At 41.8% G+C, this 23,945-nt stretch carries 22 protein-coding genes and 1 pseudogene; 12 read left to right on the top strand and 11 right to left on the bottom strand.

Translation table 11 applies throughout. The annotated features are described in order from the left end of the window. Nucleotides 1-18 precede the first annotated feature (18 nt). The gene (locus D1367_RS10775; RefSeq protein WP_118166457.1) at nucleotides 19-447 is read right to left on the bottom strand and encodes a type II toxin-antitoxin system VapC family toxin; all 429 of its coding nucleotides are present in this window, start codon (nucleotides 445-447) and stop codon (nucleotides 19-21) included. Beyond that, on the bottom strand, nucleotides 444-674 hold the full coding sequence (locus D1367_RS10770) for a type II toxin-antitoxin system VapB family antitoxin (RefSeq protein WP_118166456.1): 231 nt from the start codon (nucleotides 672-674) through the stop codon (nucleotides 444-446). Before D1367_RS10770 ends, D1367_RS10775 begins: the two co-directional genes overlap by 4 nt. A gap of 386 nt (nucleotides 675-1,060) precedes the next feature. On the opposite strand from D1367_RS10770, the pseudogene D1367_RS33295 reads away from it, so the two are divergent. Further along, nucleotides 1,061-1,353 (top strand): annotated as a pseudogene (locus D1367_RS33295) (hypothetical protein). Between the two features lie 47 nt (nucleotides 1,354-1,400). Here D1367_RS33295 and D1367_RS10765 read toward each other — a convergent pair. Then, nucleotides 1,401-2,033 (bottom strand): retropepsin-like domain-containing protein, encoded by a 633-nt coding sequence (locus tag D1367_RS10765; RefSeq protein ID WP_118166455.1) that lies wholly within the window; start codon nucleotides 2,031-2,033, stop codon nucleotides 1,401-1,403. Between the two features lie 70 nt (nucleotides 2,034-2,103). Beyond that, nucleotides 2,104-2,709: a Uma2 family endonuclease gene (locus tag D1367_RS10760; protein WP_118166454.1), complete on the bottom strand. Its 606-nt coding sequence runs from the start codon at nucleotides 2,707-2,709 to the stop codon at nucleotides 2,104-2,106. A 75-nt stretch (nucleotides 2,710-2,784) separates the two neighbouring features. On the opposite strand from D1367_RS10760, the gene D1367_RS10755 reads away from it, so the two are divergent. From D1367_RS10755 to D1367_RS10745, 3 genes are all read left to right on the top strand, one after another. Continuing rightward, a complete protein-coding gene (locus tag D1367_RS10755) occupies nucleotides 2,785-3,744 on the top strand; it encodes an SMP-30/gluconolactonase/LRE family protein (RefSeq protein WP_118166453.1) in 960 nt (319 codons plus the stop codon). A gap of 70 nt (nucleotides 3,745-3,814) precedes the next feature. Further along, entirely contained in the window at nucleotides 3,815-4,375 is a 561-nt protein-coding gene (locus D1367_RS10750; protein WP_118171311.1) for a putative antibiotic biosynthesis monooxygenase, read from the top strand. A 17-nt stretch (nucleotides 4,376-4,392) separates the two neighbouring features. Next, nucleotides 4,393-5,106, top strand: coding sequence for an SDR family oxidoreductase (locus D1367_RS10745; RefSeq protein WP_118166452.1), 714 nt, complete (start codon nucleotides 4,393-4,395; stop codon nucleotides 5,104-5,106). A gap of 280 nt (nucleotides 5,107-5,386) precedes the next feature. Here the strand turns inward: D1367_RS10745 and D1367_RS10740 are convergent, their stop codons facing one another. The 3 genes from D1367_RS10740 to thrB all read right to left on the bottom strand — a co-directional run bounded on the left by D1367_RS10740 (nucleotide 5,387) and on the right by thrB (nucleotide 8,890). Further along, complete coding sequence (locus D1367_RS10740; protein ID WP_118166451.1) at nucleotides 5,387-7,021, bottom strand: NAD(P)H-quinone oxidoreductase subunit 4; 1,635 nt, start codon at nucleotides 7,019-7,021, stop codon at nucleotides 5,387-5,389. A 417-nt stretch (nucleotides 7,022-7,438) separates the two neighbouring features. Beyond that, nucleotides 7,439-7,948: a hypothetical protein gene (locus tag D1367_RS10735; RefSeq protein ID WP_118166450.1), complete on the bottom strand. Its 510-nt coding sequence runs from the start codon at nucleotides 7,946-7,948 to the stop codon at nucleotides 7,439-7,441. A gap of 30 nt (nucleotides 7,949-7,978) precedes the next feature. Beyond that, complete coding sequence (thrB, locus tag D1367_RS10730) at nucleotides 7,979-8,890, bottom strand: homoserine kinase (protein ID WP_118166449.1); 912 nt, start codon at nucleotides 8,888-8,890, stop codon at nucleotides 7,979-7,981. A 284-nt stretch (nucleotides 8,891-9,174) separates the two neighbouring features. Here thrB and D1367_RS10725 point away from each other — a divergent pair, with 284 nt between their 5' ends. Beyond that, entirely contained in the window at nucleotides 9,175-9,951 is a 777-nt protein-coding gene (locus tag D1367_RS10725) for a DUF5131 family protein (protein WP_118166448.1), read from the top strand. Here the strand turns inward: D1367_RS10725 and D1367_RS10720 are convergent. The 3 genes from D1367_RS10720 to D1367_RS10710 all read right to left on the bottom strand — a co-directional run bounded on the left by D1367_RS10720 (nucleotide 9,941) and on the right by D1367_RS10710 (nucleotide 13,847). Then, nucleotides 9,941-11,089 carry a three-Cys-motif partner protein TcmP gene (locus D1367_RS10720; protein ID WP_118166447.1) on the bottom strand — a complete coding sequence of 383 codons (1,149 nt, stop codon included), beginning with the start codon at nucleotides 11,087-11,089 and terminating at the stop codon, nucleotides 9,941-9,943. The genes D1367_RS10725 and D1367_RS10720 overlap by 11 nt on opposite strands. Before the next feature lie 147 nt (nucleotides 11,090-11,236). Then, complete coding sequence (locus D1367_RS10715) at nucleotides 11,237-12,925, bottom strand: NAD(P)H-quinone oxidoreductase subunit 4 (RefSeq protein WP_118166446.1); 1,689 nt, start codon at nucleotides 12,923-12,925, stop codon at nucleotides 11,237-11,239. A 202-nt stretch (nucleotides 12,926-13,127) separates the two neighbouring features. Then, on the bottom strand, nucleotides 13,128-13,847 hold the full coding sequence (locus tag D1367_RS10710) for a response regulator (protein ID WP_118166445.1): 720 nt from the start codon (nucleotides 13,845-13,847) through the stop codon (nucleotides 13,128-13,130). Nucleotides 13,848-14,662: 815 nt separating this feature from the next. Between D1367_RS10710 and D1367_RS10705 the strand changes: the two genes are divergently transcribed. Further along, complete coding sequence (locus D1367_RS10705; protein WP_118166444.1) at nucleotides 14,663-15,757, top strand: hybrid sensor histidine kinase/response regulator; 1,095 nt, start codon at nucleotides 14,663-14,665, stop codon at nucleotides 15,755-15,757. A gap of 831 nt (nucleotides 15,758-16,588) precedes the next feature. Here the strand turns inward: D1367_RS10705 and D1367_RS10690 are convergent. Then, nucleotides 16,589-16,771, bottom strand: a complete 183-nt coding sequence (locus tag D1367_RS10690) for a CsbD family protein (protein ID WP_094351326.1) — start codon at nucleotides 16,769-16,771, stop codon at nucleotides 16,589-16,591. 410 nt (nucleotides 16,772-17,181) lie between these two features. On the opposite strand from D1367_RS10690, the gene D1367_RS10685 reads away from it, so the two are divergent. The 6 genes from D1367_RS10685 (at nucleotide 17,182) to D1367_RS10665 (ending at nucleotide 23,703) form a co-directional block, all read left to right on the top strand. Beyond that, nucleotides 17,182-18,837, top strand: a complete 1,656-nt coding sequence (locus D1367_RS10685) for a tetratricopeptide repeat protein (RefSeq protein WP_118166441.1) — start codon at nucleotides 17,182-17,184, stop codon at nucleotides 18,835-18,837. A gap of 201 nt (nucleotides 18,838-19,038) precedes the next feature. Beyond that, nucleotides 19,039-19,275, top strand: coding sequence for a hypothetical protein (locus tag D1367_RS30095; RefSeq protein ID WP_181985139.1), 237 nt, complete (start codon nucleotides 19,039-19,041; stop codon nucleotides 19,273-19,275). A 117-nt stretch (nucleotides 19,276-19,392) separates the two neighbouring features. Then, nucleotides 19,393-19,716, top strand: coding sequence for an RNA recognition motif domain-containing protein (locus D1367_RS10680; protein ID WP_109006946.1), 324 nt, complete (start codon nucleotides 19,393-19,395; stop codon nucleotides 19,714-19,716). A gap of 116 nt (nucleotides 19,717-19,832) precedes the next feature. Next, nucleotides 19,833-20,021, top strand: a complete 189-nt coding sequence (gene rpsU, locus D1367_RS10675) for a 30S ribosomal protein S21 (RefSeq protein ID WP_012407716.1) — start codon at nucleotides 19,833-19,835, stop codon at nucleotides 20,019-20,021. A gap of 122 nt (nucleotides 20,022-20,143) precedes the next feature. After that, nucleotides 20,144-21,904: a serine/threonine protein kinase gene (locus D1367_RS10670; protein WP_181985138.1), complete on the top strand. Its 1,761-nt coding sequence runs from the start codon at nucleotides 20,144-20,146 to the stop codon at nucleotides 21,902-21,904. Between the two features lie 413 nt (nucleotides 21,905-22,317). Continuing rightward, nucleotides 22,318-23,703 (top strand): molybdopterin molybdotransferase MoeA, encoded by a 1,386-nt coding sequence (locus D1367_RS10665; protein ID WP_118166440.1) that lies wholly within the window; start codon nucleotides 22,318-22,320, stop codon nucleotides 23,701-23,703. The last annotated feature ends 242 nt before the right edge of the window (nucleotides 23,704-23,945 follow it).

Genomic DNA, 23,945 nt, shown 5'->3' with positions numbered 1-23,945 from the left:
GGGTTGGGTGGTCACAATTCACTCAAGACTGTAAGGATTTATAATTTTAACTGGTGTCAGTTTAAAATCATCAACATTGCGGGTAACTAAAGTTAATTTATGATGATGTGCTGTTGCGGCAATCAGACTATCCATTACGGCTAATTTTTTACCTTTCAATTCTGAAGAAGCAGAAAATTTTGCCCAATTATCTAAAATATCATCGTTTATTGGTAAAATATGAGAAGAAAATTCAATTTCTACTTTTTGCAGCCATATTTTTAGTTTTTGATATCGTTCAGGTTGTGAGTCTTGGATCTTATAAATCCCTTTTTTTATTTCAGCGATGGTAATACTACTTAAAAACAGTTGTTCAATCGGTTGCTGATTAAACCATTGACTAACTTGGGGGTTGGGAGCTTTTTTAACAAACTCAGACATTACACAGGTGTCTATTAGATAAGTCATAGTTCAAAATTCCTGCCTGTGTCTCTATCGCGTTCAAACAACGAGGCGATATCATCTTCGGCAGATTCGTCGTCTATAAAACGTAGTCGCTCAAACAAAGGCAGTTCTTTTTTTTGCTGCTGCAAGTAATTGGATAATATTTTAATGACTGCTTCCTGTGGATTTTCATAGTGACTGAATGCAATAATTTCATTAATTAGTTCATCATCTATTGTGATAATGGTCATCACTTTGTCCTCGGTTGTGTTAAATAAAATTTATGCAATCTGAATGATTTTGTTAAGCTGATTGCACACTTGTAGAATTGAAGAAGAATTCAGAAGCGATGCCCTGAGCTTGCCGTTCGCGCAGCGTCTCGTAGAGAAGGGTCAGAATGGGCTAAACGCCCCGCCACCGCTAACAGGAATCAGAATCAAGACGCTCGATAGCGTAGCAGTAGCGAATCCTTGAGCGTCTGACTCGCTACCGCTTTCCATTACGATTCAACCACTTGAGCATTTCATCTGTTTCTATTTTAGAGCGTGTTGTGTTCATATATTTAATTTTGTCCGTGGATGCGGAATATTTAAAGCAGTATTTTTAATCTTCTGGTGCAAGATGTGAACTACCAAACCTGACTCGCAACAGCGATGGTTCTTTTGACCTAATTGCTGACCTGTGGGGCGTTGATAAGAAGCACAACCAAACCCAATACGGTTCAGTTAAGACTAAAACTTTGCGATCAAAGTCAATTTTTTAACGAACCGCCAAGGCGCAGAGGACACAGAGAGAAAAAAGAAATGCTTAACTGAACCGTATTGCAACCAAACCGAGTTGATCAACTCAATCAACCAAAAGTATGCTGTTAACAAAACTTTGGCTGAAGTAAAACAGCGCGGTTTACAAAATGCCATTAAGTCTAAATAGCAGTAAGTTTATAAGGTGGGTTAAGGTTGTGCTTAATCCACTAATTTTTATGACTTCAAATCTTCACGCCATGTAAAAATAATTTGCTCCTCAGCTTGCCTAAATTCAATATTAAATTTATCAAATACAACTTCTCGACCTAAAAGCAATTGTTCTCCGCCTGTATTGGTTTGTAACCATGCTACAGGAGTAATAAAATTGTGTTCATCAATTGTCATTTCTACATTACGTAAAACGTACTCAACTCTGCCACCTATAGTTTCTGCCAACAAAGTTGATTCGGAATCAGCCAAAGCATAGCCTAAATCTTGACCAACTTTTAATGAAATTAAACTTAATTCAGCACCAGAATCTACTAACATTGTTGTATTAGATTCTATATCTCTGTGCTTTAAAATTACGCTATAATTTGGTTGCCAATCATGTCGAGCAATGCTGCGGAATCGAATTGGTAAAATTTCTATAGAAGCAGTGCGACGGGGAACTAGGTAAATTAAAAAAGCCTGTTTTGAAGCATTACCTAATGCTAGAACTTCGCGTAAGTTTTCACTGTGAGCAATTATTCCATTTGCATTGTAAGCAATATATTGATTTTTATATAAATCTAATAACATCTGGCGGTTACGATTCAACCACTTGATTATTTCATCTGTTTCTCTTTTAGAAGGCGTTGTGTTCATATATTTAATTTTGTCCGTGGATGTAGAATATTTCTAGCACTATTTTTAATCGTCTGGTGCAAGATTTGAACTACCAAACCTGATTTAAATCCAAAACAAAACCAGGTAGTAAAGTTTCACCGAAAAGAGTTTTAGGATTATCTAATACCTCAACCGCTATATTAGGACGATAAATAAAAACTCGCCGTTGTTTTCTATCAATTAACCAACCAAGTTGCGTCCCATTATCAATATACTCTTGCATCTTGTCTTGCAAAATTCGTAAGTTATCGCTCTCTGAACGCAATTCAATCACAAACTCAGGACAAATCGGTGCAAATTTTTTTCGCAGTTCTGCTGGTATCGCCTCCCAGCGATCGCGTTTTATCCACGCTGCATCAGGCGATCGCACTGCACCATTCGGCAAAGTAAACCCACCACTGGAACCAAACCCTACACCTGTACCATCTTGCTTTGTCCATACCCACAACTGCCCAACTAAGTTAAAGTTGCGTTCATCAGTTTCGGAACCAGTAGGGGGCATAATCACTAATTCTCCAGCAGCATTACGTTCGATGCGAAAGTCGTGGTTTAACTGACAAAATTCGTAAAACTGATCTTCAGTTAGTGCGATCGCAGGTTGCAATTGCAAGACCATTGGTATAATTTCTGTGGCTACAGGTAAGTTAGTGGTCATAATCGCTTTTTGGGAATTTTACCTGTCTTCACGATATCTCTTTGTGAAAATTTTGAGGAAGTGTGCTAGGTCAATATGGAAAATTCACCAGGTTTACCCCCGATTTACGTAGAGATGCAGATTGAATTAGCACCTGCTAAAATTATTACCTCGTTTCCTGTTAATACTTTTTTAGAAAATCTAGCGATACCTCCGGCGGGCTACGCCTACGCACCAGATGGCACAATTTTTGTAACCAATCATGAAGTCGGTAAAATTGTTCGCATTACTCCAGATGGCAATCAGCAGATTCATGCGACTGTTGAAGGTAAAGTCAGTGGTCTTGCTTTCACTACCAACGGCGATTTGGTTGCAACAGGCTGGAATGCTGATTCTATACCTGTGATTTCTCTAGTTAAAAGTGATGGCGCGGTGAAAACGTTGCTGACACTACCAGACGCAATATTCCTCAATGGCATCACCCCACTTTCTAGCACTCAGTATTTGACAGCAGATTCCTATCGCGGTGCAATTTGGCTAATTGATGTTACTAAACCCAGTGGATCAATTTGGCTAGAACATCCAATGCTTGCTCGTAGCAGTTCGGAGAATGTGACTCCGGCTGCAAATGGGTTGAAGCGTTTTGGTGATTTTCTGTACGTTTCAAATACGGAAAAAATGTTGCTCTTGCGGATTCCCGTTGATAGCACTGATAAACCAGGTGAGCCGGAAATTTTTGTTGAACAGACCAATATTGATGACTTTGCCTTTGATGTGGAAGGCAACCTTTATGGAGCAACGCACATTTACAACAGTGTGGTAAGAATTGCGCCCGATCGCAATACTACTATCATTGCTCAAGCCGAGCAAGGTGTAATTGGCAGCACAGCCGTGGCTTTTGGTCAAACAGAGAGCGATGTCTACGACGGGCTACGCCTACGCACCGCGATTTATGTTGTCACCAATGGTGGAATGTTTTTACCACCGCCTACAGGGGTTGTTCCTGCTAATGTTGTTCGGCTTGAGGTTGGAAAAGCTGGGTATCCCTTAATTTGAGAATGACTCAACCATGCTACGGTTGCAAAAACTTACAACTATTAACTTGATGGTGGCATAACTAATGGAGATGGAACAGGACGATCAATTTGTAACCGTGGTCATTACACAACTTGTCAAACCAGGATGCGAAAACGCTTACGAAATTTGGTTAAAAGATATTACTAGTGTTGCCAGAACTTATATTGGTCACATGGGAACAAATGTAATTCGTCCCCAACTTGGTGTGCGAAATGAATATGTAATTATCTTCCGGTTTGACGGTTATGAAAATTTAAAGGTGTGGATGACATCGCGCGATCGCGAATATTGGCTGAATCAAGGTAAGCATTTGGTGGAATCTGATCCTGATGTTCAACAACTCTGTGGATTAGAAGCTTGGTTTTCTCTTCCCGGTCAACCATTAAAAACTCCACCGCGCTATAAAACAGCCTTGCTAACTTGGGGAGCTGTATTTGTGTTGATTAATTTGTTAAGTACGTTTATAGTCCCCCTACTTCGTGGTTTACCTCCCTTGATTATTTCGTTAATCGTTACAATTACAATGGTTTTGCTGTTGACATATATTGTCATGCCTAGAGTTAGTCGTTTGTTTAGCTTTTGGCTATATCCTAAATCACGAAAAGTTTAGGAATTTAAATTACTTATATGGATTCACAAAAAGTAGCGATTATTACGGCTGCTAGTCGAGGGATTGGCGCAGGTTGTGCGCGAGAGTTAGCAGCGCAGGGTTATAGGGTTTCACTGATGGCGCGATCGCCACAGATTCTGGATTTAGCAGATGAATTGGGCGGTATTGCTACTCAAGGATCAATTACCAATTTTCAAGACTTACAGCGATTAGTAGAGACAACTTTAACTCAATTCGGTCGTATTGATGCAGTAGTAAATAGTTTTGGAGATCCACCCCGACCAGATTTGCTATCTATTTCTGATGAAATGTGGATAGAAAACTTTGAAATGCTGTTTTTGAGTGTTGTCCGCATCGCCAGACTAGTTACAGAAGCAATGCGATATTCAGGAGGCGGTGTCATCGTGAATATTTCCGCGTGTGACTCCCATGAACCAGAATTAGGGACACCCTTTAGCGGTACACTCCGCGCCGCAATGGAAGGGTTTACAAAACTTTATGCCAAGCGTTACAAATCAGATAGAATTCGCATGGTTTCCGTAGCGCCTTTTTTTGTCGCAGATTCAATGGCAGAGTTAGAGGGATGGAATGTACCTTCGGATTTGATGCTTGGTCGTCCTACTACCTATGCAGAGTTTGCTAAAATAATTGCTTTTCTGATTTCTGATGATGCCAAGTTTATTACAGGCACAACTTTGAAGGTGGATGAAGCCTATTCTTCTGCTATTTAATTTTATTTCTCGGTCGGGAAATACAAGCGATGCCTATAGCGCAATACAGTTCAGTTAAGCCCAAAAACCTTGGTAAAGACGCGAAATTTCGCGTCTCTACAGGTCTAAAATTAGTACCAAAAATCCTTAACTGAACCGTATTGGCCTATAGCGGGCTACGCCTACGCACCTGATCACCCCTCAAAAAGCCAAAATGTTAGGGGTAGTTATCTAACTAACCACCCCTTTATTGCCCTAATAATTTAGAATTTACTTACAGACCCCTTAATGGGAAGTTAATTTACTCGGAAATGTTAATCGAACTTTCAACTTGAGAATTAGCTAGTGTTGGTGCAGAGAAAATCCGCGAGTACAGACTTGATGGTTGTTGATGAGCAACGACTGGTAGAACTTCACGAGCATGAGCGGCTAATTCCACCGCTTTCACATCATAAGTCTGCGTTGCCAATTTGGGATAAAACCCAATACCGATAATAGGAAGCAGCAAACAAGCGGTAATAAAGATTTCGCGGGGTTTGACATCAGATATTACAGCATCCAAGTGCAACTCTTCTCTACGAGACGCTACGCGAAGACTTTGCTCACCGTAGAACACTTGACGCAGCATCGACAGTAAATAAATCGGTGTCAAAATCACGCCAACTGCTGACAGCAACACAACTACAATCTTGAAGCTGGAACTGTAAACATCACTGGTGGCGATACCCAGAAATACCATCAACTCACCCACAAAACCACTCATTCCGGGTAAGGCGAGAGAAGCCATTGAACCAATGGTAAATAGAGCAAAGGTTTTGGGCATTACCTTCGCCATACCGCCCATTTTATCCATCATCAAGGTGTGAGTGCGATCGTAAGTCACGCCAGATAAGAAGAACAAGCTAGCAGCAATCAAACCGTGAGAAACCATCTGTAGCACTGCACCACTGATACCCAGTTCTGTGTAAGAGGCAATCCCAATCAGCACAAACCCCATGTGGGCAATTGAAGAGTAAGCCAAGCGGCGTTTGAGATTGGTTTGAGCGAAGGCACAGCAAGCACCGTAGACAATATTCACTACACCCAAAATTGCTAACACTGGCGCAAAAGTAACATGGGCATTGGGCAACATTTCCACATTGAAGCGGATGAGGGCATAACCACCCATTTTTAACAACACACCAGCCAAAATCATTGAACCGGGTGCAGATGCTTCACCGTGGGCATCAGGTAGCCAAGTATGTAAGGGGAAAATCGGTAATTTTACACCGAAGGCAATCAAGAAACCTGCATAAACCAACAATTCCAAGGTTTTGGGGTATTCTTTCATTCCCAGAGTCGCCATGTCGAAGGTGACGGTATCTCCAGAGAAGGCAAGTGCAAAACCGGCAATCAAGATAAATATTGATGCGGCGGCGGTGTAAAGAATGAATTTGGTAGCCGCATAACGGCGGTTTTGTCCTCCCCAGATGGAAATCAGCAGGTAAACCGGCACTAACTCGATTTCCCACATTAGGAAGAATAGCAGCAAATCTTGGGCAACAAATACGCCAAGCTGGGCGCTGTACATCGCTAACATCAAACCATAAAATAATCGCGGCTTGGTGGTAACTTTCCAAGCCGCGAATATTGCGAGGGTATTTATTAAGCCTGTCAGAAGTAGCAAGGGCATCGATAAACCATCAACCCCCACCGCCCAATGCAAACCCAACTGCGGTATCCAAGGATAGTTTTCTACAAGTTGGAGTCTTGAACTCTGAAAGTCGTATTTATACCAAAAGGCATAAATCATCAGTGCAAAGTCAGCAAAAGCAACTCCCAGACCATACCACCGCACAGTTCTACCTTCTTTGTCTGGGATTAAGGGGATGGCTAAGGCAGCCACCAAGGGTAAAAGGATTATGGCTGTTAGCCAGGGAAATTCAATAGCATTCATCACTTCTGACAATTAATTTGCTTTCTCGCTTTTAGTTACATTATATTAAGGAGTTTTTACTTTTGTAACCTTTATTGAAGTCTAAAAGATTAAGTTTTTGCTTCTTGATGAGAATATATACTCATCGAATGTCAATTTTTCAGGATAAACAGGAATAAATACTTATGTAATTTTGCCGATTCCATTCTAAATGTAAAGTTTTGCAACGTCAACTAAAGCCACCGTTACAAAACCGTCATATTTTCTAGCCCAATTGTCAGGGCTATTTAGTCTACGCTTCTAAGTTGAGTCATAGACCTAACAAGAACAGCCCCTTCCCTTATAGGGAAGGGGAGTAAGATTCAAAGCCTCTCTCCTCTTAGGAGAGAGGTTTGGAGAGAGGTCAATTTATTGCATACAAACGAAAAGGCTAAAGCATTAAACAATCCGGTTGACAATTGTCCACACTTCCCCATCAGAGCGGACATAAGGAACAGAGATTGTCTTGAACCCAGTAATGAAGGGCTTGTAATAAATCTGCCAATACATTGGACTCATTTGATTAGCACAAGCTTTAAGAAAACGGACTTCTGCGGCTAGTTCTCCAGCTAGCTGATTAATGCGTTGAGCATGAACCTGTGCCACTTCTTTCGCTTCTTCTAGCTGCTGCTGTTGGATAAGTTGTTTTGATTCACCTTGCGATCGCACTAATTTACCTTGTTTTTGTTTTATCTGTCCTTCCAAAGCGGCGATCGCTGCATCTATGCCTTGGAGTTCAACTGATAATTGGGCATTTTCTCTGGCTTGACGGCGGTAGGCTTCAACCATTGCCTGGGGTGAATCATTCTCGCCAGAGATGACATTATTAATAGTGAGTGCAGCGCGTTCTTCTAAAAGAATCTGAATTTGAGATTTAAGCGCCGCCATTTCAGCCTGAATTTGCTCCATAAATCGAGTTTTTAAGTGCTGAGTAAAATATTAAAAGCTTTTTGCGCCTTGGGTATCGAGAGAAAGCGATCGCACCTCGGCTGTAATTCCTTCTTCTTGCCAAGCAGCTAACATCGCCGCCTCCACAGCCTCTGAGTGTAATTTATCTGTCAAAGCTAACAGTGTCGGCCCCGCACCACTAATCACCATACCATAAGCACCAGCACTAACGGCTGCGATGTTAAGAACATCATAACCAGGAATCAAAGCTTTACGATAGGGCTGATGTAACTTATCTTGCAAAGCTGTTTTTAACCATTGTCCGTTACCAGTTTCCAAGCCGCGCAACAATAACCCCAAATGTGCTGTATTGAAAATCGCATCGGCGCGACTCACCTCAGTTGGAAGAACGCCCCGTGCCTCTGAAGTGGAAAGTTCAAAATTAGGAATAGCTATAACTGGTACAATATTTTGATGCCAGGGAACATCACAAATTTCCCAAGCTGCACCACTGGTAGCAGCGAGACGACATCCTCCCAACAAAGCTGGGACTACATTATCAGGATGTCCTTCCATTGCGATCGCTAACTCCATCACCTGCGACTGAGACAGAGTTGCACCCTCAAGTTGATTAGCAGCAACCAATCCACCAACAATTGCTGTCGCTGAACTACCCAAACCCCTCGCCAACGGCACACCTAACTTAATCTCTATTTTCACAGTTGGCGGCGTTTGCTCTATATATTGATAGAACTTGACAAACGCCTGGTAGAGGAGATTACTTTCATCAGTTTGGACTCGTTCAGCTTCAGTACCAGTGACATGAATACTTAGCCCACCTTCTTGGCGAGTGAACTTGAACTCGTTGTACAGCTTTAATGCTGCACCGATGCAATCAAAACCAGGCCCCAAATTCGCAGTTGTGGCGGGAACAGTAACAGTGATAGCAGAAACAACAGACATTGGTAAAACTCACTAATCATCAACTAGCATCCCATGTATTGGTAGCATGGGGCTAGTTTTTGCTCTACTGTTCCTTAATCGATCCTCCGAGCCTTGAGTTGCAGTGGTTGTGGCTCTGGCAAAATTCTACTATGGGAATTTAAATGCTTGGATTGTGCGATCGCTCCGCCCCATCTACAGCGATGAGATGATCATGAGTTCTGTTATAGTACGTATACACTATAAAAATCACACATCCTAAAAAGTATAATTTGCAGAATTTGTAATTTACAAGGTTATGTAATATGTCTAGTACGCACACGGGTATTGAGTGGACAGATAAAACTTGGAACCCAACGACTGGTTGTAACAAAGTTAGCCCAGGTTGTTTGCATTGTTATGCAGAAGCTCTCACTAAACGTTTTCCTAATAACTTCAAGAATGGATTTGATTTAACTTTACATCCTGAAAGGTTAGCAGAACCTCTCAAGTGGCGTACTCCGAGTAGAATCTTTGTGAATTCAATGAGCGACCTTTTTCATGAAGATGTACCTCTTGATTTCATTAAAAAGGTCTTTAAAGTGATTCATGAAACGCCTTGGCACATATATCAAATATTAACAAAAAGACCTGAGCGATTACTTCAGTTGGCTTCTGATCTAGAATTTCATGAAAATATCTGGTTGGGTGTGTCAGTCGAAAATCAAAACTATGTTCATCGTGTTGACTTTCTTCGCCAAGTTCCGGCGACTGTCCGCTTTCTTTCATGTGAACCGCTCTTAGGTGAATTGAATCTTGAGTTAACAGATATTCACTGGGTTATTGTCGGTGGAGAGTCTGGACAAAAACATCGCCCTCTAAAAACTGAGTGGGTAAAAGATATTCATGACCAGTGTCAAGCAGCAGAAGTGGCATTCTTTTTCAAGCAGATTGGCGGAAGAACTTCTAAGGCTGGAGGTAGGTTACTGGATGGTAAAATATGGGATGAAATGCCTGATGCTTGGAAGCGACATCAAAAGAGATGGGGAAATACTCCAGTTAAATTAGCAGGGAAAAAAGAAAGTTTGGTAATCACTGCTTAGGTGGAAATGTAACTTTTACCGAATCTGCGAATGTAAGTTCACCTTTATTCTTTCTTCGTTTATTAGCAGGTGGCTCTGCTACTATTTTGCTTTTAGCTTCAAGATTCTTTAGAGCATCTTTGTAATTCTTGCTAATATAACGCCTTCCAACATGATGCTGATTGTAAATGTCTTGCATGGTTATTGTTCGACCCGCAAATGTATCCAATAACATTTCTTCTAAGTCATCAAGAGGACGGTAAAACTCAAAAAGCAATGGTTGTTTAGAAGTCGCTGGATTATATTCAAAAGAAGGTACGCCTTGATTTTGTTCAGAACTCTCTTTTGCCATTATTTCTTTCATGATTTCATAGCCTCTAACGTGCTTACTCACGAAGATTAAGTGGTGGCTAGTTCGGTTGCCGTTTTCATGTTTAAAGCGAAAAGGTAGAACATAGTCTCCACCCATTTCTTTGAGAGCTTCGCAAAGTGCCTCTACGACTGTTAATTCCCGTTCTTTTGGATTAAGAGTTATTAGTTGTTGGCGTACTTCATTGGCTCGTATTTTTCCAAATAGGGCATTCATGTGTTCTTCAACAGCTACGTTACTTAAACCCATATTGATGCGGTTGTAATTGAAAAAGAAAATGCAATCACACCCCCAGTTCTTTACAACTGAATTAATAAGTTTTAGCGATAATCCCTTATATCCCCAAGGATCTACAAAAAACAATGTAGGGACTAACTTTCGCTCGTTAAATGTTTTGACAATATTTTCCCCAACTTCATGATTGATTACTTGAGGCTTATATTTAAAGTCGTCAATACGAGGAATTAAATTTATGGCTTCATGAAGAGAACTGACATTTTCTGCATCAACATCATTAAATACTGTCACCAGCCTATTTTGCATCTCTGGGTTAGAAATTCCAGTTTCTAAAACTTTTATTGGTGTTGATTTTGAACCATCTTTGTATCGACCTGGCCCTGCAAAAAGGTCTATGTAAGCAATTCTTGGATCAACTTCCCTACCTTTGCTTTCAAGCCTTTTAATAGTTCCAATCATTACTTGTGCCCAAGCCCAAAAATATTTCTCAACAATTCTAGCTTTTATTAAAGATTGCTCTTTCTGTTCATCAAAGAAGGAAGTATTACTCATACGCAACCCACTTATGTATTACTCTAATGTAGTAATTGTAGGTTGCGTAGAGCCTTTGGTCAAAGTAATAACCTAATAAAAACGCATAGACGGGTAGTAGTTAGTCGTACAAAACGCTCTTTTCGACAAGTCTATGAGTCAAAAAGCTTACTTCAAAGTTCCCAAAACGGGCGCTACCTCAACCTCGGAAATTTGCGGAACAAAGAAACCCTTAGCATAAATCTGGGGATTTGTTTGCGAGACTATGGCATAAGACTGGCGAAGATTAGCATTGACTGCAACGGTCTTCACATCGTACATCTGCATGGCCATCTTGGGATAGAAACCAATACCAATAATCATCAACAGAAAACAGGCAGCGATAAACACCTCACGGGGTCTAGCATCGTCGTAGACTGCATCTTCTGGTACTAAGCAATCTGTACCAAAACAAACTGTTCCGTCATCTTCTTGATTTTCCAAGGCTGCATTATTAATGTCGCATAGTAGTGCTGCATCTTTACCATAAAACACCTCTCGCAGCATGGAAAGTAGATAGATAGGTGTGAGGATGACTCCAACTGCGGCGAGAAAAACTGTGACGGTGCAGAAAGTCGAACTATAAACGTCACTGCTTGTCATCCCAACAAATACCGAGAGTTCGCCAGCAAAGCCACTCATACCGGGAAGTGCTAGGGATGCCATCGCGCTGATTGTAAACAGGGCAAAGACTTTGGGCATGGCTTGACCAATACCGCCCATATCTTTCATTACCATTGTGTGGGTGCGATCGTAAGTTACGCCTGCTAAAAAGAACAGCACCGATGCAATCAAACCATGCGAAATCATCTGCAACATCGCACCGTTGATTCCCAAATCAGTGAAGGACGCAATCCCAAGCAGCACAAACCCCATGTGGGAAATCGACGAATAAGCTAAACGCCGCTTCATATTCGTCTGAGCAAAGGAGTTCAATGCACCATAGATAATGTTGACAACACCAAGAATGGCTAGAACCGGTGCAAAGTAAATGTGTGCATCAGGAAGCAACTCAAGATTCAGGCGAATCAGTCCATATCCGCCCATCTTCAGCAACACACCAGCCAAAATCATCGACACAGGAGAAGATGCTTCGCCGTGGGCATCAGGCAACCAGGTATGCATCGGGAAAACAGCAAGCTTGACACCAAATGCAACCAATAACCCTGCATAAAGTAGCAGTTGTAATCCAAGAGGATATTCCTTCTGGGCGAGGGCGGTTATATCAAATGTCATATCACCGCCGCCGTATAGCCCCATTGCTAAGGCTGCCACTAAAATAAATATAGAAGCTGCTGCGGTATACAACAAAAATTTGGTAGCTGCATAACGTCGCCTTTGCCCACCCCAAATGCAGACTAGTAGGTAAACGGGGATTAGCTCTACTTCCCACATAATGAAAAATAGCAGCAAGTCTTTGGCAACAAACACCCCTACCTGTGCGGAATACAGCACCAGCATCAAGAAATAAAAGAGGCGGGGACGGTGATCAACTTGCCAAGCTGAAAAAATCGAGAGTGTGGTGACAAATCCTGCCAGCAGCACAAGTGGCGCTGAAAGTCCATCAACCGATACTGCCCAGTTAAGACCCAACTGAGGCATCCAGGCATAACTTTCCACCATTTGAAAACTAGCATTGCTGGCATCGTAATGCTTCCAAAAGGCGTAGCACATCAAGGCGAAGTCTGCGATACCTATACCTAATGCATACCACCGCACGCGCTTACCATCTTTATCAGGCAGCACAGGGATAAGCAGGGAAGCAATGAGTGGCAGCAAGACAATTGCGGTAAGCCAAGGAAATTGATCCGCTATCATGTATATGAGAATAAATACTTATTTGGGATGATGTCATTGTACTAAACTTTGTAACAATTTCTTCATAAGTATTTGTCCCAGTTAACCATAAATATTTGTCCGGGTTAACCGCTTTGACTCAAAGACAATTGACTTGAAAATGGCGACTGGGCTTGCCGTGAGCGTAGCCGAACGGGACTGGGGAAGAAAGATTTTTAGTTGCTCACGGTACTAATCCAGCCCGCAAGGCACGGACGGCAGCCTGTGTCCGGTCAGCAACACAGAGTTTATTGAGAATACCTCGAACATGAGTTTTTACAGTACCAACTGTTAAATAGAGCCTTTTAGCAATTTCTGCATTGTCACACCCGGCGACAATCAACTCTAAAACATCCATCTCTCTATGAGTTAAAGGATAGGTGACTATACTTTTCTCAACATCTGGGTCAATACCTTCAATCAAGACTCTTTTTCCAGATGCGCCTTTGTTGCCATCGGGGAAATCTTGACGTATTTGTTGTAGTACAAGGTCTGCGATCGCTGGATCGATCCATGAGCTACCTGCATAAGTTGTTCGCACAGCCTCAACTAGTCTCTCAGTTTCGATATCCTTCATGCAATAAGAATCTGCACCTGCTGCAAATGCCGCTAAAACTGCCTGTTCGCTATTCTGCATGGTTAAAATTAGCAGTTTTGTGGTATAGTCTTCATTCTCTGCTTGATATTGCCTAAATGTGCGTGTTAGCTCAATACCATCCATGTCAGGCAAACCAATGTCAATAGTAGCAACATCCGGCTTGAGAGTTTTCAGAAGCTTGATGCCGTCGGCTGCATTTGCTGCTTCACCAACAATGTTAAACTCTGGCTGGGTTTGTAAGGCAGCCCGTAAGCCGATTCTCGTCAGGTTGTGATCTTCAATCACGAGGATCTTGATTTCATTCATAGTTGCTTAACTTTACTGTTATCTATCTAAAGTACAGATTAAAATAATCTCGTTCTTCTATCCGGGATCTTATACAAAAAGCAATGTATTTGGTATTGTTCCCTTAACTTCATCTACCATTAGACATAAATAACCTTATCTCGGAAGTTTTTCTAAAGCAAGAGTTTCGATATGACAATAATAAGTTCATCAAAAAATATTTTTATACATTAATCTCAGGATGATGTTTCATGGTAAACAATTTTTCATTGAAAATCCGGTAGCAAGCAAGAGTGGGTGAACAGTTAACAGGCGTATCGGCGTAGGTTTAAACCCACCACCAACGCCTGACACCAATTGGTGGGGGACTTAAACCAATTCGCAATTCGCAATGACGCTCGCGGACTCGCTACCGCTACGCTAACGCAATTACGTTTTGTGACGAGGATTTAGATTTAGGCATTCAATTCGCGCTGCCGTCATTAGGCAGGGAACTTAAACCCCTAAAGTTTGTTAAACCAAGCGAATTGAAACTGATAACTGTTAAAGAGTTGCTTTTGCAGTGGCTACGATGATCTAAATAAAAGGGACTAAACTACCTCATCCTAAGACCCAGACACAGATATTGCTTGGATAATCAGATGGCTAAGATATTTGTTAAGAGAATATGCTAATACATTTATCAAATAAAGGCTCAGTGTAATTACTTAAAAAAGTTAGATTTTAATTTAGGAAACTTTAAACGAAAATATGAATCCTTAATAATCTTAGCGCTGGTGAAGTAAGCTATTACTAGATTTGCGAGGGATAGCCAAGCACTTCTTTTTTATTTAGCCATGTCTTTAACTAAAACTGTCAAAAAAGATAAAATTCTGGTTGTAGATGATATTTTTGATAATTTACTGGTCTTAGAAGCTGTCTTAGAAGATGAGGGCTATGAAATTAGCTTAGTCGAAGATAGCAAAATTGCTCTGGCTATGGTTGAGGAGTCGCCGCCAGACTTAATTCTCTTAGATGTGATGATGCCGGAGATAGATGGGTATGAATTTACTCGACGCATCCGGCGGAATCCGGCGTTGCCATTTATCCCCATTTTGCTGCTCACGGCTCACTATGCGTCTAGCGTTGTGGAAGGACTCGATGCTGGTGCAGATGACTTTATTCGTAAACCATTCGATCCTGATGAACTTCATGCACGAGTGCGATCGCTCCTGCGCCTGAAGCATAGTATCGACGAACGAGATCAGATGGCTAACCTGCGGGCAGATTTTGTCTCCCGTTTTACTCACGATTTACGCATCCCACTAGTAGCCTCTAACCGCGTATTAAAATTATTGCTGGAAGGCAGGTTTTGCGATGTTTCGCCACAATTGCAAGAAATAATTGATACCATGATTGGCAGTAATCAAGACCTGCTGGAAATGGTAAATACCTTGCTAGAAGTTTATCGTCACGAAGCGGGCTGTAAAACCTTAAAAATTTCTCCCTGCAATATTCAGGAATTAGTTAGTGAAGTTTCTCTAGAATTAACTCCCTTAGCTGAAGAAAAAGGATTAGCTGTAAATATTGATCGAGATGAAACTGCAAGTACTGTCATGGGCGATCGCGTCGAACTGCGGCGAGTTTTGACAAATATTATCGGCAATGCCATCAAATTTACAGACAAAGGTTCTGTAGATATTCACTGCTATTCTACTCCGGTAGCTGTGACTATTGATATCCAAGATACAGGGCCAGGAATTTCTAAACAAGACCAGGCAATATTATTCGAGCGATTTCGCCAAGGGAAACACCAACGCTCTGGTAGTGGTTTGGGACTATATCTATCTCGCTACATTATTGAAGCACATCAAGGCACAATCGATGTGACATCTGAACCAGGGAAGGGCAGTACATTCACGATTCGTCTACCTGTAGCTGGCGAAAACTAAAAATTATAAGGGAAATGCTGAAAACCCGTGAGAAGCAGGACACGCAAGTGTCCGAGGTTCGTACTTCAGGCTGCGTTTTGAAAGGAAGTCAGAAGCCTTTAGGCTTAAGTCATTTTGTTGACGATCATGGTAAAATATTGTTGATCAGTACAAGATTTAAAAACCTACCCCCGGACTGGGGGAAAGTCTACGCCCAAAACATTCTTGAGGAGATATCACTACGCACCTTGTGTGCAAACGTGGTGAGCCTGGGAACCTGTGCAAACAGGATATTAAGGCTGAAAAGTCTTAAGAATCTCCGTCTCTTTAGAGCGGAGAGTGTCAATACTTATCGAAACAGAATTCAGCATGAATTCTGTTTCAGGTAAATATAAGACAATACAGTTCAGTTAAGGATAATCGTAGGTTGGGTTGAACTTTAGTGTTACCCAACAAATTCTGATAAATGTTGGGTTTCGTTCCTCAACCCAACCTACGCAGTTTAAGGTTTTTGGCTCTAACCCAAGCGTATTGAAATATAAGATTAATCATGAATTAGCACTTTTGAAAAAATCAATGATAGCTTGAGAAAATATTTTCGCTATAAATAAAGTTTCATCTAGTACAGTATCGCTAAATTCAGCTACTATCTCAATTAACGAACTTTGGGGGTTTAAGTCCCCTGCCTCTACAGGCAGCGCGTTTTGTGTCGGGGTATAAATCCCCGTCACAAAACGTAATTGCGAATTGCGAATTGCGAATTGCGAATTGTTTTAACCAGATCAGTAGGGGCAATTCATGAATTCCCCCTACTTGAGTACCTTATTAAAGGTAGGGAAACTTCCGCCTGTACTATTCTAAAGTCTTTTTAACTTCATCTTTGATATTCTCAGCAGTGTGGCGGACTTGTGATTCAGCTTGTTTAGCTTTACCTTCAGCCTTATCTTTAGGATCGCCGGTTACTTCACCAACCGCCTCTTGGACTTTACCTTCGACGTTTTTAGCAAAAGCTTTTGCTCTATCTTCGATACTCATATTCTTTGTTCCTAAGATAATTGTCGATTAGTTTTTTGTTGCTTGCTCGAAAAGCGCTGCAATATTTATAGATTACTTTTAGACAAGCTTTAATTCTTCTATCTGGCGATGTTTTTATAAAGAATATTTGTGTCCGTTGTACATAATTATTTAGAGGTTAAATTCATCTGGAGAATTTAATTAATATCCAAAAGAGGGAAAGGTATCATTATATTATTCTATCTTGAGACAAAATAATTTATAACTTCAGGTAGATAGTGATGCTGATAACCCACAAGTTGGCTTATTAAGCTGTCGCGCATTTAATTTGCACAACTAGGGCGGGCAAGATGCCCACCCCACAAGAGATTTATTTTTTGGAGGATGCAAATTAAATATTAATAAAAAAAAGAGATTGAATATAAAGAATAATGAAGTACTTATTTCTAATTTGGGTGCTTATACTCTCTTTAATCGCTCCTAGTGCAGCGATCGCTGACGAAAAGCCGCTTTACGTCTACGCTCAAGCAAGACAGCCCTATAGTTTAATATCTGGAGTTGGGACAATCCACCATCCAGTTTCCACTTCTAATCCCCAAGCGCAAGAGTTTTTCGATCAGGGATTAAATTTGATTTACGCTTTCAATCATGATGAGGCGGTGCGTTCTTTTCAATACGCTGCCAAACTCGATCCACATTTGGCGATCGCATATTGGGGTATTGCTCTAGCTCTAGGCCCTAATATTAACTTAGCAATCGACCCCAACCGAGAATTAGCTGCTTACCAAGCAGTACAGCAAGCTTTAGCACTTTCCACCCAAGCATCTGCCGAAGAACGAGACTACATTAGCGCCTTAGCAAAACGTTACTCTCAAGATGTCGATGCAGACTTGTATCAATTAGCGGCAGACTACGCAAAAGCAATGGCAACCCTAGTCAAACGCTATCCAGATGATTTGGATGCGGCGACGCTTTACGCTGAAAGCTTGATGGATCTGCATCCTTGGCAGCACTGGACTAAAGATGGCAAGCCACAGCCAGATACAGAAGAAATTGTGGCTATTTTAGAATCAGTTCTCAAACGTAACCCAAATCATACCGGAGCTAATCATTACTATATTCATGCAGTGGAAGCCTCACCTGCTCCAGAACGGGCCCTTGTGAGTGCCAAACGACTGGGAACCCTAGCACCAACAGCCGGACACTTGGTACACATGCCAAGTCATATTTATTTTCGTGTAGGAGATTATGAAGGGGCAATGCAAGCAAATAAGCAGGCGATCGCTCAAGATGATATTTACATCAAAAAATATCAAGTCCAGGGCACTTACGCCATGATGTACTACAACCACAACATACATTTTCTCATGGTGGCCAGTAGCATGGCAGGAAAATATAAAGATGCTCTCCAATCCGCAGAGACGTTAGTCGCAAATGCTACTGCAATTGACCCGTATGCACCAATGCTTGAGGGATTCCTGGGCAGCAAAATGCTGATTCAAACACGCTTTAGTGATTGGGATGCCATCTTAAAAACTCCCGTCCCCGATGCTAAATTGCCTACTACCACAGCACTTTGGCATTTTGCTCGCGGTATGGCGGAAGCAGCCACAGGCAAACTTGAAGATGCAGCAAGTGAAAGTCGGGCATTACTTACCGCCAAACAAGAAATTTCTAGCGAAGCAACTATTGGATTCAGTCCCGCCAGTCGTATTTTAGACATTGCCTCTAAAGTTCTAGATGCCAAAATTGCTAGACAAAAGCATGATTATGAATCTGCCATTTTATTGCTAAAAAAAGCGGTGGCAGTAGAAGATACCCTTGATTACGTGGAACCACCAGACTGGTACTTTCCGACGCGGGAATCTTTGGGTGCTGTGCTTTTGGCTAAAGGTGACTATGCACAGGCTGAAAAAGTCTTTCGTGCTGATCTAGAAAAATATCCCCATAATGGGCGTTCTCTATTTGGTTTGCAGGCAAGTTTGCAAGCACTGGGCAAAGATAAGGCTGCTCAACTTGTCAAAGCCGAATTGGAAACAGCTTGGAAAGGTGATAATAAGCAACTTGATATAGCCAACATGTATTGAGGGAACGCCAAAAAATAAATTATCCAATTTTTGGAATCAAAACCACTTTTTCTCTCCCAGCTAAGAGATCCCTGCTCCCCTGCCCTGAAAGCGACGCACCAGAAAGCGGTTAGATAATTTTTATAACTCAAATTAGGATTGCCATACCCTTTATTTGTTGCCTGACTTTGCCTTTCATATTAAAATTTGGGAGTAATACTTTTGGTTAATACAGTCAAACGTTCAATTCGGATATTAAAGATGCGCCCCTGCATGTCTGATTTCCTTGATCACCCTACAGGATTTATCTTCTTCCATTTCCAACCCTTTTTTGCGGTGGGCTGTACTTATGGTAGGTGGGGGCAGGCGATCGCGTTGGTGCGATCGCATCACTTAGTTAATTATCTGTTAACGATCTACTGGATGCAGAGAGTTGGCTCGTATGTCATCCTAGATTAGGAGAGTTAATTTGGTGATGTCTTTGGTTTTAGTATTGAAAGGCTTTTTCCTTTTAGTATTTACAGACTACTCAGAGAAATTAAAATCTCTACACAGTGATGATTTTGGAGAGAATCGATGTCAATTTATGTAGGTAACCTCTCGTATGACGTTACACAAGAAGATTTAAGTGGTATTTTTGCAGAATATGGTACTGTAAAACGGGTTCAAGTACCTACTGACCGTGAAACAGGTCGTCCACGCGGCTTTGCTTTTGTGGAAATGGGAACCGAAGCTGAAGAAGCAGCTGCCATAGAAGCTCTCGATGGTGCTGAGTGGATGGGTCGTGACCTGAAAGTGAACAAGGCTAAACCCAAAGAAGATAGAGGTGACAGAGGTTCCTTCGGTGGTGGTAGAGGAGGATACGGCGGTGGTGGCGGCGGTGGACGCAACCGCTACTAACGTTGGAAACAAAAAAACTTACCTAGAGTCTTAAGGTCAGACAAGGAGTCTGTCTTTTTTTTGTAATGTTAGTGCTTCCATAGCCATTGATGAAGTCAACTTAGTTAGGAGAAATAATGACCCAAGTAATTGTAGGTGACAATGAACACATTGAATCAGCCTTACGGCGATTTAAGCGAGAAGTTTCCAAGGCTGGAATTTTTCCAGATATGAGAAAGCATCGTCATTTTGAAACCCCTCTAGAAAAACGCAAGCGCAAAGAAGTTGCCAAGCACAGACAAAGCAAGAGAAGCTTTCGTAACTAAGGGCTGACATAGATATAACGAAAACCCTCATAAAATCTATGAGGGTTTTCCTTTTGGCTATTTTAAAATCAGGAAACCTAAAGAAACGCTAAAATCAAGTCAGCCTTTGTATTGTAGCGGTTGTGTCTCACATCACTCAGAGGGCGGTTCACTGTATAAATCCTGATTGTCAACGTCCTTATCCTCAGCCTTGGGGAAACAAATTTTGCAACAGTTGTGGCGCACCGCTAGAACTGTTAGACCGCTATGTTCCACTTCAGGCTTTGGGGTCGGGAGGATTTGCTCAAATTTACACGGTTTGGGATGAAAAAACTCAAACAGAGAAAGTGCTGAAGGTGTTGGTAGAAGATTCACCAAAGGCACTGGAGTTATTTACCCAAGAAGCGGCGGTTTTATCTAATTTGCACCATCCAGGTGTCCCCAGAGTCGATACCGAAGGGTATTTTCAGGTACAACTGTTTAACCCCAAACCGCACCAATTGCCTTGTCTGGTAATGGAAAAAATCAATGGGCAAACTTTAGAGGAGATATTAAAAAAGTTTCCCCAAGGGTGTCCAGAGGATTTGGTTTTAAATTGGTTTGCTCAAGCTGTACAGATTTTACAAGAATTACATAAACGTCAGATTCTTCACCGGGATATCAAACCTTCTAATTTAATGCTGGGCACTTCTTCGCCATCTTTAACCCCGCCACAAGGGCAAACAGGGGGCGATCGCTTAGTACTAATTGATTTTGGCGGGGCAAAACAATTTAGCGCCTCTAAGCTGCGTTCTCAGTCTAGTTCCACCCGATTATTTTCTTCTGGCTACAGTCCACCAGAACAGGTGACTGGCGGGATTGTTGGGCCAAATGCTGATTTTTATGCCCTTGGTCGAACGATGATTGAACTATTAACAGGCAAGTACCCGCTAGAATTGGAAGATCAGCAAACGGGTAAATTGCGGTGGCGAACTACGGTAAATGTCAACCCCCAATTGGCAGATTTGCTGGATGAGATGGTGCAGGAAGATGTGCGATCGCGTCCAGCGAATGCAGCTATAATTCAAAAACGTTTGGCGAAAATTTCTCAACCATTACCGCCACCAGGATTATTTGCCCAACTGCGAGATAACCTTAAGCAAGTCTCAACGCAAGTTTCCCAAAGATTTACACAGCTAATACAAGCGATTGAACAAGTTTTAGCTAACTTTAGCCAAGCTGTAACCAAAACCGTTATTTTTATTGCTCAGACAATCATCAAAATTTTGCAAGCTTGTTTGGCGACGATTTGGGCGATGATTCTGGCTTATGTTGGCGCTTGTTTTGGTGCGATCGCAGGTTTTATTTTGGCATATCACACCAGCTTGGGTCGTCAGGTTGTGGAATTTATCTGGAATCAGCAAAACCAATTAATGCCAAATACTCAACCCGTCTTTGGGGCAGATATTTTGGTATTCGTCGCCGCAGGCTGGGGAACCGCTTGGGGACTGACAGTATCCGGGTGTTTTGGTCAACAGCGACGCTTTTTAGTAGCGTCGCTGATGGGCATGATTAGCTATGGCTTCGGCTGGTTGATTTTGCAATTAATCACACCCAAAGATAGCGGTGAGGGCTTAGTGGCAGTAATTTTAGTGGGAGTTTGCCTACTTACCTTGAGCTTAGGACTTCGCAGCCATCAGATAGTGTATGCTGTGTTTGCTGCCTTTGGTAGTGCGATCGCCTATGCAGTTTTGATTCTTTTGAGGTTAGCGCCTCCGATTTTCCAATTCTCAAGTCAACCAGGCTGGTCAGAGTTACAGTTACCTCTGATTTTTTTTGGTTCTGTAGGCGTCTTTATTAGCTTCTGGTTAGGAGTGAGTTACTACCTAATTGTCCCAGGATTGCGGTTTTTAGGATGGCGTTAAATCAGTGAACAGTTATCAGGTAATACGCTTGGGTTAAGGAAAATTGTAGGTTGGGTTAAGCAAGGCGCAACCCAACAAAGCCCCGAAAATGTTGGGTTTCGTTCCTCAACCCAACCTACATATTTCAAGGTTTTTGGCACTAACTGAACTGTATTGAGTTATCAGGTATCAATTTTTAATCTGTTTTTGAGAAATATTCAGTAATTACACAAAATACCTCTCAAACTCTTATTACTCCGTGTTCTCTGTGCTTCTGTGGTTCGATTTTCCGTTATTTGTGCGTAAGTCCTAATTCAATCCAAAATTTAAAATCGTTCGACTGAGCGACTTGTGCCGAGCGGAGCCGAGGTAAGCCGAAGTCTAAAATCTAAAATTAGTCAAAGGGATAAAAGAAAAATTTGGAGGCGATCGCTATGGTATCAGTCAGCGATGCACAAGCAATTATTTTAAATTTAGTACAACCGTTGAATCACCAACAAGATACAGAAGTTGTCGATTTATTAGTAGCAGATAGTCGGATTTTGGCAGTACCTGTCACCAGTCCGCTAGATTTTCCCCATTGGGATAATTCGGCAATGGATGGCTACGCAGTTCGCTACGAAGATGTACAGCATAGCAGCGAAAACCCAGCCGTTTTAGAAATTGTTGAAGATATTCCGGCTGGGTATCAGCCCAAGTCTACAATTCAACCAGGGCAAGCCGCGCGGATTTTCACAGGTGCGGTGATCCCAGCAGGTGCGGATACTGTAGTCATGCAAGAAAAGACACGCCGCGAGGAAAACCGTGTATTTATTCTGGATGCGCCAAAACCGCAAGAATTTGTCAGACACAAAGCATCTTTTTATCAATCTGGAACACAATTACTACCAGCAGGAATTAAATTAAATGCTCCAGAAATTGCCGTATTGGCGGCAGCACAATGTCCGCAATTAAGTGTTTATCGCCGTCCGCGTGTGGCAATTTTTTCCACCGGTGATGAGTTGATGACAGTTGATCAACCCTTGCAACCAGGGCAAATTGTCGATTCTAATCAGTATGCGCTAGCAGCTTTGGTGAGACAAAGTGGCGCAGAACCAATACTTTTAGGCATAGTCAAAGATGATCCAGTTGCTTTGGAGAAAGTTATTGCCCATGCTGTTGCGATCGCTGATATAGTTCTCTCTTCTGGTGGTGTCTCAGTAGGAGATTATGACTATGTTGATAAAATTCTAGAGTCACTAAAAGCAAAAATCCACATTCGCTCTGTAGAAATGAGGCCAGGAAAACCCCTCACCGTCGCTACATTCTCCAGCACAGACGCGATTAATCATACAGACGCGATTAATCATACAGACGCGATTAATCCTACAGACGCGATTAATCCTACAGACGCGATTAATCCTACAGACGCGATTAATCCTACAGACGCGATTAATCGCGTCTCTACAAACTCGCCACTTTATTTTGGTTTACCAGGAAACCCTGCTGCTGTATTGGTGACATTTTGGCGGTTTGTGCTACCAGCAATCAAGAAACTTTCGGGAATTACTGAAGGTTGGGAACCAGTGTTTTTGAAAGTGCGATCGCATCATGAGTTGCGATCGAATGGCAAACGCGAAACTTACCTTTGGGGTAAATTGCATTTAATTGATGGAGTTTACGAATTTCATCAAGCTGATGGTAGTCAAAGTTCCGGCAATTTAATTAATTTAGCTCAAACCAATGCTTTAGCTGTTCTCCCAGTGGGTAAAACATTAATTTACCCACAAGAAGAGGTGCAAGTTTTGCAGCTTAGTAATGGATCAATACAGTTCAGTTAAGCAATTTTTTCCTTCTCTTTCTTCTCTCTGCGTCCTCTGCGTCTTGGCGGTTCGTTAAAAAATTGACTTGGATAACAGAGTTTTAGCCTTAACCCAAGCGTATTGAGTAATGGGTAATAAGCTGATATGCGTCTAAATTATATAAACATTCTTTATAATCGTTGACAGTTGACGGTTGACGGTTATTGGTCAATACGGTTCAGTTAAGGATTTTTGGTACTGATTTTAGACCTGTAGAGACG

Origin of the sequence: Nostoc sphaeroides, from assembly GCF_003443655.1 — a bacterium.
GTDB classification, from domain to species: Bacteria; Cyanobacteriota; Cyanobacteriia; order Cyanobacteriales; family Nostocaceae; genus Nostoc; species Nostoc sphaeroides.
Note: the sequence above shows the minus strand (reverse complement) of the source record. Positions and strands in the feature narration are given on the sequence as shown.

Coding starts and splice junctions, on each gene's coding strand:
- D1367_RS10690 (WP_094351326.1), bottom strand. CDS start 16,771: ATGAGTATCGAAGATAGAGCAAAAGCTTTTGCTAAAAACGTCGAAGGT.
- D1367_RS10745 (WP_118166452.1), top strand. CDS start 4,393: ATGGATTCACAAAAAGTAGCGATTATTACGGCTGCTAGTCGAGGGATT.
- D1367_RS10705 (WP_118166444.1), top strand. CDS start 14,663: ATGTCTTTAACTAAAACTGTCAAAAAAGATAAAATTCTGGTTGTAGAT.
- D1367_RS10720 (WP_118166447.1), bottom strand. CDS start 11,089: ATGAGTAATACTTCCTTCTTTGATGAACAGAAAGAGCAATCTTTAATA.
- D1367_RS10755 (WP_118166453.1), top strand. CDS start 2,785: ATGGAAAATTCACCAGGTTTACCCCCGATTTACGTAGAGATGCAGATT.
- D1367_RS10750 (WP_118171311.1), top strand. CDS start 3,815: ATGGAACAGGACGATCAATTTGTAACCGTGGTCATTACACAACTTGTC.
- D1367_RS10715 (WP_118166446.1), bottom strand. CDS start 12,925: ATGATAGCGGATCAATTTCCTTGGCTTACCGCAATTGTCTTGCTGCCA.
- D1367_RS10735 (WP_118166450.1), bottom strand. CDS start 7,948: ATGGAGCAAATTCAGGCTGAAATGGCGGCGCTTAAATCTCAAATTCAG.
- thrB (WP_118166449.1), bottom strand. CDS start 8,890: ATGTCTGTTGTTTCTGCTATCACTGTTACTGTTCCCGCCACAACTGCG.
- D1367_RS10680 (WP_109006946.1), top strand. CDS start 19,393: ATGTCAATTTATGTAGGTAACCTCTCGTATGACGTTACACAAGAAGAT.
- D1367_RS10760 (WP_118166454.1), bottom strand. CDS start 2,709: ATGACCACTAACTTACCTGTAGCCACAGAAATTATACCAATGGTCTTG.
- D1367_RS10770 (WP_118166456.1), bottom strand. CDS start 674: ATGACCATTATCACAATAGATGATGAACTAATTAATGAAATTATTGCA.
- D1367_RS10725 (WP_118166448.1), top strand. CDS start 9,175: ATGTCTAGTACGCACACGGGTATTGAGTGGACAGATAAAACTTGGAAC.
- D1367_RS10765 (WP_118166455.1), bottom strand. CDS start 2,033: ATGAACACAACGCCTTCTAAAAGAGAAACAGATGAAATAATCAAGTGG.
- D1367_RS10685 (WP_118166441.1), top strand. CDS start 17,182: ATGAAGTACTTATTTCTAATTTGGGTGCTTATACTCTCTTTAATCGCT.
- D1367_RS10775 (WP_118166457.1), bottom strand. CDS start 447: ATGACTTATCTAATAGACACCTGTGTAATGTCTGAGTTTGTTAAAAAA.
- D1367_RS10710 (WP_118166445.1), bottom strand. CDS start 13,847: ATGAATGAAATCAAGATCCTCGTGATTGAAGATCACAACCTGACGAGA.
- rpsU (WP_012407716.1), top strand. CDS start 19,833: ATGACCCAAGTAATTGTAGGTGACAATGAACACATTGAATCAGCCTTA.
- D1367_RS10740 (WP_118166451.1), bottom strand. CDS start 7,021: ATGAATGCTATTGAATTTCCCTGGCTAACAGCCATAATCCTTTTACCC.
- D1367_RS10665 (WP_118166440.1), top strand. CDS start 22,318: ATGGTATCAGTCAGCGATGCACAAGCAATTATTTTAAATTTAGTACAA.